The organism is Micromonospora sp. CPM1 (assembly GCF_023896895.1).
GTDB lineage: Bacteria > Actinomycetota > Actinomycetes > Mycobacteriales > Micromonosporaceae > Micromonospora > Micromonospora tulbaghiae.
The window spans coordinates 20,571-32,520 of the sequence record NZ_JAMHIU010000040.1 but is presented as its reverse complement, the minus strand read 5'-3'; the positions used below and the strand labels follow the sequence as shown (position 1 = coordinate 32,520).

Sequence of the window (11,950 nt, the reverse complement as noted above, 5' to 3'; positions counted from 1 at the left end):
ACCGCCGCACCACAGAAGGCCGCACCCCAGCCGAGATCACCCGCAGCCTCAAACGCTACATAGCCCGCCAAATCTGGCGCACCCTCGAAGCCACCACTTGACAGCCACCTTCACAGATCTTGCACTTGCTGCCCGGATAGAAAGTGCATAACGGGCGCATCAAGGGCCGCAAGTGCAAGATCGCCGGCGCGAGGCGCGAGGCGCGAGGCGCGAGGCGCGAGGCGCGGGGCGCGGGCGGGGCGGGTCAGCCCGGGTGTTCGGCGCCCCGGGCGATGTTGCGGGCCATGCCGCCGAAGACGACCGCGTGGAACGGGGCCACCGAGGCCCAGTAGAGGTGACCGGGCAGCCCGCGCGGGAGGAACACGGCGCGCTGGACGTAGCGGCTGCGCCCGTCCCCGTCCGGCTCGGCGCGCATCTCCAGCCAGGCCCGCCCGGGCAGCCGCATCTCCGCGCGCAACCGCAGCAGCTCACCCGGGACGATCTCCTCGACCCGCCAGAAGTCCAGCGCCTCGCCGACCTGGAGCCGGTGCGGGTCGCGCCGGCCCCGCCGTAGCCCGACGCCGCCGATCAGGCGGTCCATCCAGCCGCGCACCGACCAGGCCAGCGGGAACGAGTACCAGCCGTTCTCGCCGCCGACGCCCTCGATGACCCGCCACAACGCCGCCGGTGGCGCGTCCACCGTCCGTTCCCGCAGATCCGTGTACGCGGTGCCGCCGGACCAGCGCGGGTCCGACGGCAGCGGCTCGGCGGGCGCGTCCGGCCCGCTCGCGTTCGACCAGCGCGTCTCCACCTGCGCGTCGCGCACCTTTGTGAGCGCCAGCGCGACCGCCTGGTCGAAGCCGGTCAACCCGTCCGGCGGGTCCGGCACGTACCGGGCGATGTCGTGCTCGTGCGCCACCGCCTCGTGCACCAGGCTCTCCACCAGCGGCCGGGCGATCGCGTTCGGCACCGGCGTGATCAGGCCGACCCAGTGCGAGGAGAGCGAGGGGGTGAGCGGGCGGACCGGCAGGATGACCCGCGGCCGCAGCCCGGCCACCCGGGCGTAGCGCTGCATCATCTCGGTGAACGTCAGCACGTCCGGGCCGCCGATGTCGAAGGCCCGGTTGACGTCGGCCGGCAGGTGCGCGCACCCGGCCAGGTAGCGCAGCACGTCCCGGACCGCGATCGGCTGGATCCGGTTGCGCACCCAGCGCGGGGTGACCATCGCCGGGAGCCGCTCGGTCAGGTAGCGCAGCATCTCGAACGAGGCCGAGCCGGACCCGATGATCACGGCGGCGCGCAGCACCGCTGTGGGCACGCCGCTGTCCAGCAGGATCCGCGCGACCTCCGCCCGGGAGCGCAGGTGCGCCGAGGGCAGGCCGTCGCGCTCCGCCGGCTCCGGGCCGCCGAGATACACGATCCGCCGTACGCCGGCGGCGCGCGCCGCCTCGGCGAAGTTCGTCGCCGCCTCCCGGTCGGCCGCCTCGAAACCCCGCTGGCCCAGCGAGTGGACCAGGTAGTACGCCACCTCGATGCCCGCGAACACGGCCGGCAACGTCTCCGGCCGCCGCAGGTCGCCCTCGACGACCTCCGCCTCGGCCGCCCACGGCACGTCCCGCAGCCGCCCGGCGGTGCGGGCCAGGCAGCGTACGGTGTGCCCCTCGGCCAGCAGCCGGGGCGCGAGGCGACCGCCGATGTAGCCGGTAGCACCGGTGACGAGGCATCTCACGGCCTCCAGTGTGCGGCTCCGTAGACTCCTTCGCTGTGGAGAACGCGAGGGACACCTTCTGGGGACCGGACTTCCAGCAGCTCAGTGCCGTCGACCCGGAGATCGCCGAGGTGGTGCTGGGTGAGCTGGACCGGCTGCGCGGCGGTCTGCAACTGATCGCCAGCGAGAACCTCACCTCGCCCGCGGTGCTGGCCGCGCTGGGTTCCACGCTCACCAACAAGTACGCCGAGGGCTACCCGGGACGGCGCTACTACGGCGGTTGCGCCCAGGTGGACCGGGCCGAGGAACTGGCCGTCTCCCGGGCGAAGGAGCTGTTCGGCGCCGAGCACGCGAACGTCCAGCCGCACTCCGGGGCGAGCGCCAACCTGGCCGCGTACGCCGCACTGGTGCAGCCGGGCGACACGGTGCTGGCCATGGACCTGCCGCACGGCGGGCACCTGACCCACGGCAGCCGGGTGAACTTCTCCGGCAAGTGGTTCCACCCGGTCGGCTACACCGTCCGGCGGGACACCGGGACGATCGACTACGACGAGGTGCGCGACCTGGCCCGCGCGCACCGGCCGAAGATGATCATCTGCGGCGCGACCGCGTACCCGCGCCTGATCGACTTCGCCCGCTTCCGGGAGATCGCCGACGAGGTCGACGCGTACCTGATGGTGGACGCCGCCCACTTCGTCGGCCTGGTGGCCGGCGGTGCGATCCCCTCACCGGTGCCGTACGCCGACGTGGTCACCGCGACCACCCACAAGGTGCTGCGCGGCCCGCGCGGCGGCATGATCCTCTGCCGGGAGCCGCTGGCGGCCCGGATCGACAAGGCGGTCTTCCCGTTCACCCAGGGCGGCCCGCTGATGCACGCCGTCGCGGCCAAGGCGGTCGCGCTGCGCGAGGCCGCGCAGCCGGAGTTCCGCACGTACGCCGCCCAGGTGGTCACCAACGCCCGCGCGCTCGCCGACGGTCTGGCCGCGGAGGGGCTGCCGCCGGTCTCCGGCGGCACCGACACCCACCTGGCCCTGCTCGACCTGCGCGAGACCGGCGTGACCGGCGCGCAGGCCGAGGCCCGCTGCGACGTCGCCGGCATCACGCTCAACAAGAACGCGATCCCGTACGACCCGCAGCCGCCGGCGGTGGCCTCCGGCATCCGGGTGGGTTCGCCGAGCGTCACCACCCAGGGCATGCGGGAGGGGGAGATGCGCCGGATCGCCACGTTGATCGGGCGGGCGGTGCGGACCGATCCGGAGTCTCCCGGGGGCGGCGACGAACTGGCCCGGATCTCCGCCGACGTGACCGCGCTGGTCACCGAGTTCCCGGCGTACCCCCGTGGCTGAGCCCGGGACCCGCGCGGCGGAGGAGACCGCGGACCGCGGCTGGCGACTGCGCCATCTGCCGGTGCTGCTGGCCGCGGTGGCGGTGCTCGCCGCCGTCGCGGCGGTGGCCGGCGGGATGTGGCGCGGCGCGGACGGCGCGCTCGGCGCGGCGGCCGGGGTGGCCGTCACGGCGGCGAGCTACACGCTCACCACTGTGGTCCTGGCCTGGGCGGACTCCAAGGATCCGCAGCTCGTGCTGCCGTTCGGGCTGGGCCTCTACGTCGCCAAGATCACCGCGCTCGGCGGGGTGATGGTGCTGGTCGCCTCGACCGGCTGGCCGGGGCTGATCCCGTTCGCTCTCGGCATCGCCGCGGGCGTCGTGGTGTGGACCGGCGTGCACGTCTGGTGGCTGACCACGGTCCACGCCCGACGGATGCCGCGCTGAGCCGTCCCACCCTTCGGGCGACGCGTTGTTCTGTCCGCGATCGGTCATTCTCTCAGTGGCGGGGGAGGAGTACCGTGCCTCCAGACGACTTCGCCCGCCCGTGTCCCACACAACCAGGTTGTGCGGGGGGTGAGGCACAGCCTCTTCTGCTCGACTGATATCGTTCGCCCCGTCATGGCCGGTGACCAGAAACCCCCCGACACTGGCGGCCCGGGCGACGTTCCGTCCGGTGCCGGTCAGGGTTGGACCGCGCTCTCATACCTCATCGGGGGCATGCTCGTCTGGGGTTTCATCGGCTGGCTGGTCGACCGTTGGCTCGACACCGGCGGCGTCGCCACCGGTATCGGGGTCGTGCTCGGCATGGCCGGGGGGATCATCCTGGTCGTCCGCCGACTGGGCACGCCTACTTAGGAAGGGACGCGGTGTTCGGACAGGCGAACGTCCTGGCTCAGGGCCAGGCGGAATTCCCACCCAGTGTGGGGGACTTCTACCTGCCCAGCATCCTGCCCTGGGGTGCGGAGAACTCGTACTGGTTCACCAAGATCACGGCGATGGTGTGGATCGCCGTCGGTATCTTGATCATCTTCTTCCTGGCCACGTACCGGAAGCCGCAGCTCGTCCCCACCAAGAAGCAGTGGTTCGCCGAGTCGATCTACGGCTTCGTGCGCAACAACATCGCGGTGGACATGATCGGGCACGCGGGAGTGCGGTTCGCGCCGTACTTCACCACGCTCTTCTGCTTCATCCTGCTGACGAACTTCTTCGCCATCGTGCCGTTCTTCCAGATCTCGCCGAACTCGCACATCGCGTTCCCGGCCATCCTCGCCGTGATCAGCTACGTGATGTTCATCTGGGTCGGCATCCGGCACCACGGCTTCGTGAAGTACGTCAAGGCCTCTCTGGTCCCGCCGGCGCCCTGGTACATCCTGCCGCTGCTGGTCCCGATCGAGTTCTTCTCGACGTTCCTGGTCCGGCCGTTCTCGCTGGCCGTCCGTCTCTTCGCGAACATGTTCGCCGGCCACATGCTCCTGCTGGTCTTCACGCTCGGCGGGTTCGCCATGCTCAGCGCCAACGTCTGGCTGGCGCCGGTCTCGGTGCTGTCCTGGGTGATGACGATCGCGCTGACCTTCCTCGAGTTCCTGGTGATCTGTCTGCAGGCGTACGTCTTCACGGTGCTGACCGCCAGCTACGTGCAGGGCGCCCTCGCCGACGAGCACTGATCCGATCTTTCGCACCAACCGTTGTCGTCCCGCGTGACCGTCACGCGTGATAACCAGGAGGAACCAACCAATGGACATCTACGCCGCGGTAGAGGGCAGCACCGCCGCCATCGGCTACGGTCTCGCGGCCATCGGCCCGGGCATCGGCGTGGGCCTGGTCTTCTCGGCCTACATCCAGTCGACCGCCCGCCAGCCGGAGTCGTCCCGGATGACCCTTCCGTACGTCTGGATCGGCTTCGCCGTCATCGAGGCGCTGGCGCTGCTGGGCATCGCCTTCGGCTTCATCTGGGCCGGCTGAACCAGCCCCTTTGACCGGGAGGTTTTCCCATGTACTTCCTCGCCGCTGAGGGTGGTGAGACGACCCACAACCCGATCATTCCTGTCTGGCAGGAGATCGTGGTCGGGCTGGTCGCCTTCGGTGTCCTCTGCTTCGTGCTGATGAAGTTCGTCTTCCCGCGCATGGAGCAGACGTTCCAGGCCCGGGTGGACGCGATCGAGGGCGGCATCAAGCGAGCCGAGGCCGCGCAGGCCGAGGCGAACCAGCTGCTCGAGCAGTACCGGGCCCAGCTCGCGGAGGCGCGTACCGACGCCGCCAAGATCCGCGACGACGCCCGGGCCGACGCCGAGGGCATCCGCCAGGACATCCTCGCCAAGGCGCGCGAGGAGTCCGACCGGATCATCGCCGCCGGCAAGGAGCAGCTCGCCGCGGAGCGGGCCACCATCGTGCGCGAGCTGCGCACCGAGGTCGGCACCATCGCGGTGGACCTGGCGAGCAAGATCGTCGGTGAGTCGCTGGCCGACGAGGCGCGTCGCAAGGGCACCGTCGACCGGTTCCTGAGCGGTCTCGAGAGCACGGGGGCCCGCTGATGCAGGCCGCCAGCCGGGAGTCGTACTCCGCCGGGGCCGAGCGCCTCGACGCGTACGCCCGCGGCGCGGAGCCGTCGGCGGTGGCCTCCACCGCCGACGACATCCTCTCCGTCGCCGCCCTGCTGCGGCACGAGCCGCGGCTGCGCCGGGCGCTGTCCGACCCGGCGCGTTCGGGTGAGGACCGCGTCGGTCTGCTCACCGGGATCCTGGGCGGCAAGGTCGGCGCGGACGCGCTCGACCTGCTGACCACGCTGGTCTCCGGTCGCTGGTCGGCCCCGTCGGAGCTGCTCGACGGCGTCGAGCGGCTCGGCGTGGAGGCGCTCCTGGCGAGCGCCGACTCGACCGGCGAGCTGGGCGAGGTCGAGGACGAGCTGTTCCGCTTCGGGCAGGTCGTCTCGGGCTCCGGCGAGCTGTCCAACACGCTCTCCGACCCGATGGCCACTGTCGAGCGGCGGGCCGAACTGGCCCGGCAGCTGCTCGCCGGCAAGGCCCGGCCGGTCACCGTCCGCCTCGTCGAGGCCGCGCTCGCCGGCTTCGGGGGACGCTCCTTCACCGGTGCGCTCACCCGGCTGGTCGAGCTGGCCGCCGACCGGCGGGACCGTCAGGTCGCGTACGTGACCGTGGCGGCTCCGCTGAACGACGAGGAGGAGCGACGCCTCGGCGCCCGCCTCTCCCAGATGTACGGTCGGGAGGTGTCCGTCAAGCAGACGGTCGACCCCGACGTGCTCGGCGGAGTGCGCGTACGGGTCGGATCCGACCTGTACGACGGGACCGTCCTGCGCCGCCTCAACGAGACCCGCAACGCGCTCGCGAAGCGCTGACCAGCGTCTTAGCAGCCCTGATTCGACGCCATCGGACCGGTCGGTACTAGGTATCCCGGGCCCCTGATACTTAAGGAAGCAGAGGATGGCCGAGCTGACCATCTCGACGGAGGAGATCCGCGGCGCCCTGGAGCGCTACGTCTCCTCCTACACGGCCGACGTCTCCCGCGAGGAGGTCGGCACCGTCGCCGACGCCGGTGACGGCATCGCCCACGTCGAGGGTCTCCCCTCGACCATGACCAACGAGCTCCTGGAGTTCGAGGACGGCACGCTCGGCGTGGCGCTGAACCTCGACGTCCGGGAGATCGGTGTCGTCGTCCTCGGTGACTTCGGCGGGATCGAAGAGGGTCAGCGCGTCAAGCGCACCGGCCGGGTGCTCTCCGTGCCGATCGGGGACGCGTTCCTCGGCCGCGTGGTGAACGCGCTGGGCGAGCCGATCGACGGCCTCGGCGACATCGCCAACGAGGGCTTCCGCGAGCTGGAGCTCCAGGCCCCGAACGTGATGTCCCGCAAGTCGGTCGACGAGCCGCTCCAGACCGGCATCAAGGCCATCGACGCGATGACCCCGATCGGCCGCGGCCAGCGCCAGCTGATCATCGGTGACCGCAAGACCGGCAAGACCACGGTCGCCCTGGACACCATCCTCAACCAGCGCGAGAACTGGCGCTCCGGCGACCCGAAGAAGCAGGTCCGCTGCATCTACGTCGCGATCGGCCAGAAGGCCTCCACCATCGCCTCCATCAAGGGGACGCTGGAGGAGGCGGGCGCGATGGAGTACACCACCATCGTCGCCTCGCCGGCCTCCGACCCGGCCGGCTTCAAGTACCTCGCCCCCTACACCGGCTCGTCCATCGGACAGCACTGGATGTACGGCGGCAAGCACGTCCTGATCGTCTTCGACGACCTGAGCAAGCAGGCCGAGGCGTACCGCGCCGTGTCGCTGCTGCTGCGCCGCCCGCCGGGCCGTGAGGCCTACCCGGGTGACGTCTTCTACCTGCACTCGCGTCTGCTGGAGCGCTGCGCCAAGCTCTCCGACGAGCTGGGCGGCGGCTCGATGACCGGTCTGCCGATCATCGAGACCAAGGCGAACGACATCTCGGCGTTCATCCCGACCAACGTCATCTCCATCACCGACGGCCAGATCTTCCTGGAGACCGACCTGTTCAACCAGGGCGTCCGGCCGGCCATCAACGTCGGCACCTCGGTCTCCCGGGTCGGTGGCGCCGCGCAGGTGAAGCCGATGAAGAAGGTCGCGGGCTCGCTGCGGCTGAACCTGGCCCAGTTCCGCGAGCTGGAGGCGTTCGCCGCCTTCGCCTCCGACCTGGACCGGGCCTCCCGGGCCCAGCTGGACCGCGGTTCCCGCCTGGTCGAGCTGCTCAAGCAGCCGAACTACTCGCCGTACCCGGTGCAGGAGCAGGTCGTCTCCGTCTGGGCCGGCACCGAGGGCAAGCTCGACGACGTCCCGGTCGGCGAGGTCCGCCGCTTCGAGTCCGAGTTCCTCCAGTACCTCCGGCACAAGCACGAGGGCGTCCTGGCCGGGATCGCGGACAACAAGTGGGACGACGACATCATCTCCTCGCTCGACTCCGCGATCGCCGAGTTCAAGCAGGTCTTCCTGGGCAAGGAGGACGAGGTCCGGGTCAACGACGCGCCGGCCAAGCCGCTGGAGGGCGAGGAGACCCGCGAGACGGTGACCCGCTTCCGCGACGGCAGCACCGACCGCCCGGCCGAGAGCTGATCCGATGGCCGCCCAGGTACGCGTTCTCCGGCAGCGGATCCGTTCCGCCAAGGGGATGAAGAAGATCACCAAGGCGATGGAGCTCGTCGCGACGAGCCGCATCGCCAAGGCCCAGGCCAAGGTGGCGGCCTCGCTGCCGTACGCCGAGGCGATCACCGGCGTGCTGACGGCGCTGGCCTCGAACGCGCGGATCGACCACCCGCTGCTCACCCCGCGCGAGCGGGTGCGGCGGGCGGGCGTCCTGCTGGTCACCGCCGACCGGGGCCTGGCCGGTGGTTACAGCTCGAACGCGATCCGGACCGCCGAGTCGCTGATCGCCCGCCTGCGCGCCGACGGCAAGGAGCCCGTGCTCTACGTCATCGGCCGCAAGGGCGTGGCGTTCTACCGGTTCCGCAACCGGCAGATCGCCGCCAGCTGGACGGGCTTCTCCGAGCAGCCGACGTTCGAGGACGCCCGCGAGGTCGGTGAGACGCTGATCAAGGCGTTCACCGCGGGCGCGGACGACACGGACAACGAGGCCGGCGCCGACGGGATCCTCGGCGTGGACGAGCTGCACATCGTCTACACCGAGTTCAAGTCCCTGATGACGCAGAACCCGGTGACCCGGATCGTCGGTCCGATGCAGGTCGAGGACCGGCCCCGGTCCGAGGGCCTGCTGCCGGCGTACGAGTTCGAGCCGGAGCCGGAGTCGCTGCTCGACGCCCTGCTGCCGAAGTACATCAACACGCGGATCTTCGCGGCGTTGCTGGAGTCGGCGGCCAGTGAGTCGGCCGCCCGTCGGCGGGCGATGAAGAGCGCCACCGACAACGCCGAAGAGATGATCGAGAAGTACACGCGTGAGATGAACTCGGCCCGTCAGGCCGGCATCACCCAGGAGATCAGTGAGATCGTCGGCGGCGCGAACGCGCTGGCCGCGTCGGGAAGTGAAGTGTGATGACTGTAACCGCAGTTGAGACCAAGACGGCCACGGGTCGCGTGGTCCGGGTCATCGGCCCGGTCGTCGACGCCGAGTTCCCGCGCGACGCCATGCCGGAGCTGTTCAACGCCCTGCACGTCAACGTGACGCTCTCCGGCGGCGAGAAGACGCTGACCCTGGAGGTCGCCCAGCACCTGGGTGACAACCTGGTCCGCGCCATCTCGATGCAGCCGACCGACGGCCTGGTGCGCGGCACCGAGGTGCGCGACACCGGCGCGCCGATCAGCGTGCCGGTGGGCGACGCGGTCAAGGGCCACGTGTTCAACGCGATCGGCGAGTGCCTCAACCTCACCGAGGGCGAGACCATCCAGGCCGACGACCGGTGGGGCATCCACCGCAAGGCCCCGGCCTTCGCCGACCTGGAGCCGAAGACCGAGATGCTGGAGACCGGCATCAAGGTCATCGACCTGCTCGCCCCGTACGTCAAGGGCGGCAAGATCGGCCTGTTCGGCGGTGCCGGCGTGGGCAAGACGGTGCTCATCCAGGAGATGATCACCCGTGTGGCCCGGAACTTCGGTGGTACCTCGGTCTTCGCCGGCGTGGGTGAGCGCACCCGCGAGGGCAACGACCTCATCGCCGAGATGACCGAGTCGGGCGTCATCGACAAGACCGCGCTGGTCTACGGCCAGATGGACGAGCCGCCGGGCACCCGCCTGCGGGTCGCGCTGTCCGCGCTGACCATGGCGGAGTACTTCCGTGACGTGAAGAAGCAGGAGGTGCTGCTCTTCATCGACAACATCTTCCGCTTCACCCAGGCCGGTTCCGAGGTCTCCACGCTGCTCGGCCGTATGCCGAGCGCCGTGGGTTACCAGCCGACCCTGGCCGACGAGATGGGCCAGCTCCAGGAGCGGATCACCTCCGTCCGGGGCCAGGCCATCACCTCGATGCAGGCGATCTACGTGCCCGCCGACGACTACACCGACCCGGCGCCGGCCACCACGTTCGCCCACCTCGACGCGACCACCAACCTGGAGCGGTCGATCTCCGACAAGGGCATCTACCCGGCCGTGGACCCGCTGGCGTCCTCGTCCCGGATCCTCGCCCCGGAGTTCGTCGGCGAGGAGCACTTCGCCGTCGCCACCGAGGTGAAGCGGATCCTGCAGCGCTACAAGGACCTGCAGGACATCATCGCCATCCTCGGTATCGAGGAGCTCTCCGAGGAGGACAAGCTCACCGTCGGCCGTGCCCGCCGGATCGAGCGGTTCCTCTCGCAGAACACCTACGCGGCCGAGCAGTTCACCGGCGTGCCCGGCTCGACGGTCCCGATCGCCGAGACCATCGACGCCTTCCGCCGGATCAGCGAGGGGGAGTTCGACCACTTCCCGGAGCAGGCGTTCTTCATGTGCGGCGGCCTGGACGACCTTCGGGCCAAGGCCAAGGAGCTGATGGGCGAGGAGGGCTGAGAGCCCGCTCACACCCACGAAGGCCGTCCCGGCGAAAGCCGGGGCGGCCTTCGCCTTTTCGGGCCACCGCACTACCAGATGCCCGGTTCTCCGGCAAGCAGTTCGCCGGATCGCGCGGTACCGTTCCTGACACGACTTCACATCCCGGCCGTTGATCTCTGCAACCAAACGGACCCCCGCGCCCGTCTTCCTACCCGTGGGCGCGACGATTGGAGATGCTCGTGGGCGGTAAGGGCGGCGCGGATCGCGGGAAGCGGTCCATGTGGCGCGGCGTGCCCCGGTGGGCCCGCGTCTGCACGATCCTGGGCATCGTCATGGTGGTGCTCAGCGGCTCCGTGCTGATCGGCTCCCGCGCCCTGGTCGCCCGCTACGAGGGATCGGTGGGTAAGGCCGACCTCTTCGGTGACCAAGCCGCCGGCGCCAACGAGAAGAAGAGCGACATCAAGGGCCCGCTCAACATCCTGCTCGTCGGCGTGGACCCCCGCACGTCGACCGCCCGCCCCCTGGCCGACTCGATCATGGTCCTGCACGTGCCCGCCACCATGGACCGCGGCTATCTCTTCTCGCTCCCGCGCGACCTGCGGGTCGACATCCCGGCCTTCCCCAAGGCCGACTACGCGGGTGCCAACGACCGGCTCAACGCGGCCATGTCGCACGGCAGCAACGTGCCCGGCCAGAACCCCAGCACCGCGCAGGGCTTCGAGCTGCTCGCCCTGACCGTGCAGGAGGTCACCGGCATCAAGCGCTTCGACGCCGGCGCGATCATCAACTTCAGCGGGTTCAAGAAGATCGTCGACGCCATGGGCGGTGTCGACATGTACATCGAGCGGGAGGTGCGCTCCGAGCACCTCCAGCCGGACGGCACCCCGCGCCAGCTCCGGCCCGGCGGCGGGGGCTACCTCGGCCCGCAGGCCGTGTACAAGAAGGGCAACGCCCACCTGAAGGGCTGGCAGGCGCTGGACTACGTCCGGCAGCGCTATCCGAAGAACGGCGTGCCGGACGGCGACTACGGCCGGCAGCGGCACCAGCAGCAGTTCGTCAAGGCGATGGCGAGCCAGGCGTTCAGCGCCGACGTGGTGACCAACCCGGTCAAGCTGGACCGGGTACTGCGCGCGGCCGGCAAGTCGCTGGTGTTCAACGGACGCGGCAACAGCGTGGTGGACTTCGGGCTGGCCCTGAAGGACATCCGTCCGGACGCGATCGAGACCATCAAGCTGCCGGGCGGGGGGATCGGCACCGGCAGCAACTACCGGGGTGAGCAACTGCTCGAACCGGCGGAGGACTTCTTCACCGCCCTGCGTACCGAACAGCTCGACGCTTTCCTCCTGGAGCACCCCGACTTCGTCCAGAAGACCAAGTAGCCTGAGCGGGTGCGGGGCCGTGGTGGTCCGGCTCTCACCACCCGCGTTGGGTGGGCTGCGGGGGCGCGACTAGACTTTCGGCAATCCGCCGCCGCAGCAAGGAGACA

The 11,950-nt window shown here is 70.3% G+C and carries 12 protein-coding genes; 11 read left to right on the top strand and 1 reads right to left on the bottom strand.

Annotated elements, in window-relative coordinates; all coding sequences use genetic code 11:
• Positions 1–244 precede the first annotated feature (244 nt).
• Positions 245–1,708 (bottom strand): SDR family oxidoreductase, encoded by a 1,464-nt coding sequence (locus tag M8C11_RS28890; protein ID WP_252454537.1) that lies wholly within the window; start codon positions 1,706–1,708, stop codon positions 245–247.
• Between the two features lie 35 nt (positions 1,709–1,743).
• Here M8C11_RS28890 and glyA point away from each other — a divergent pair, with 35 nt between their 5' ends.
• The 11 genes from glyA to M8C11_RS28835 all read left to right on the top strand — a co-directional run bounded on the left by glyA (position 1,744) and on the right by M8C11_RS28835 (position 11,843).
• Positions 1,744–3,033, top strand: coding sequence for a serine hydroxymethyltransferase (gene glyA / locus M8C11_RS28885; protein WP_308212792.1), 1,290 nt, complete (start codon positions 1,744–1,746; stop codon positions 3,031–3,033).
• A complete protein-coding gene (locus tag M8C11_RS28880) occupies positions 3,026–3,457 on the top strand; it encodes a hypothetical protein (RefSeq protein ID WP_252454535.1) in 432 nt (143 codons plus the stop codon). Before glyA ends, M8C11_RS28880 begins: the two co-directional genes overlap by 8 nt.
• Before the next feature lie 174 nt (positions 3,458–3,631).
• On the top strand, positions 3,632–3,868 hold the full coding sequence (locus M8C11_RS28875; protein ID WP_091423295.1) for an AtpZ/AtpI family protein: 237 nt from the start codon (positions 3,632–3,634) through the stop codon (positions 3,866–3,868).
• Positions 3,869–3,879: 11 nt separating this feature from the next.
• Positions 3,880–4,677 (top strand): F0F1 ATP synthase subunit A, encoded by a 798-nt coding sequence (gene atpB / locus M8C11_RS28870; protein ID WP_091422597.1) that lies wholly within the window; start codon positions 3,880–3,882, stop codon positions 4,675–4,677.
• A 70-nt stretch (positions 4,678–4,747) separates the two neighbouring features.
• Positions 4,748–4,975 carry an ATP synthase F0 subunit C gene (locus M8C11_RS28865; RefSeq protein WP_091422600.1) on the top strand — a complete coding sequence of 76 codons (228 nt, stop codon included), beginning with the start codon at positions 4,748–4,750 and terminating at the stop codon, positions 4,973–4,975.
• 29 nt (positions 4,976–5,004) lie between these two features.
• Positions 5,005–5,544: a F0F1 ATP synthase subunit B gene (locus M8C11_RS28860; RefSeq protein WP_091422605.1), complete on the top strand. Its 540-nt coding sequence runs from the start codon at positions 5,005–5,007 to the stop codon at positions 5,542–5,544.
• Positions 5,544–6,365 carry a F0F1 ATP synthase subunit delta gene (locus tag M8C11_RS28855; RefSeq protein WP_135241803.1) on the top strand — a complete coding sequence of 274 codons (822 nt, stop codon included), beginning with the start codon at positions 5,544–5,546 and terminating at the stop codon, positions 6,363–6,365. The genes M8C11_RS28860 and M8C11_RS28855 overlap by 1 nt, the downstream gene beginning before the upstream one ends.
• A gap of 85 nt (positions 6,366–6,450) precedes the next feature.
• The gene (atpA, locus tag M8C11_RS28850) at positions 6,451–8,103 is read left to right on the top strand and encodes a F0F1 ATP synthase subunit alpha (protein WP_135241802.1); all 1,653 of its coding nucleotides are present in this window, start codon (positions 6,451–6,453) and stop codon (positions 8,101–8,103) included.
• Positions 8,104–8,107: 4 nt separating this feature from the next.
• The gene (locus M8C11_RS28845; RefSeq protein WP_252454533.1) at positions 8,108–9,037 is read left to right on the top strand and encodes a F0F1 ATP synthase subunit gamma; all 930 of its coding nucleotides are present in this window, start codon (positions 8,108–8,110) and stop codon (positions 9,035–9,037) included.
• Positions 9,037–10,482 carry a F0F1 ATP synthase subunit beta gene (gene atpD, locus M8C11_RS28840; protein WP_135241801.1) on the top strand — a complete coding sequence of 482 codons (1,446 nt, stop codon included), beginning with the start codon at positions 9,037–9,039 and terminating at the stop codon, positions 10,480–10,482. Before M8C11_RS28845 ends, atpD begins: the two co-directional genes overlap by 1 nt.
• Positions 10,483–10,697: 215 nt before the next feature.
• Positions 10,698–11,843, top strand: a complete 1,146-nt coding sequence (locus M8C11_RS28835) for an LCP family protein (protein ID WP_252454531.1) — start codon at positions 10,698–10,700, stop codon at positions 11,841–11,843.
• Positions 11,844–11,950 lie beyond the last annotated feature (107 nt).

Excerpts from the sequence above, each read along its gene's own strand:
- M8C11_RS28875 (WP_091423295.1), top strand. The coding sequence starts at position 3,632 with ATGGCCGGTGACCAGAAACCCCCCGACACTGGCGGCCCGGGCGACGTT.
- M8C11_RS28865 (WP_091422600.1), top strand. The coding sequence starts at position 4,748 with ATGGACATCTACGCCGCGGTAGAGGGCAGCACCGCCGCCATCGGCTAC.
- M8C11_RS28860 (WP_091422605.1), top strand. The coding sequence starts at position 5,005 with ATGTACTTCCTCGCCGCTGAGGGTGGTGAGACGACCCACAACCCGATC.
- M8C11_RS28855 (WP_135241803.1), top strand. The coding sequence starts at position 5,544 with ATGCAGGCCGCCAGCCGGGAGTCGTACTCCGCCGGGGCCGAGCGCCTC.
- atpA (WP_135241802.1), top strand. The coding sequence starts at position 6,451 with ATGGCCGAGCTGACCATCTCGACGGAGGAGATCCGCGGCGCCCTGGAG.
- M8C11_RS28845 (WP_252454533.1), top strand. The coding sequence starts at position 8,108 with ATGGCCGCCCAGGTACGCGTTCTCCGGCAGCGGATCCGTTCCGCCAAG.
- atpD (WP_135241801.1), top strand. The coding sequence starts at position 9,037 with ATGACTGTAACCGCAGTTGAGACCAAGACGGCCACGGGTCGCGTGGTC.
- M8C11_RS28835 (WP_252454531.1), top strand. The coding sequence starts at position 10,698 with ATGCTCGTGGGCGGTAAGGGCGGCGCGGATCGCGGGAAGCGGTCCATG.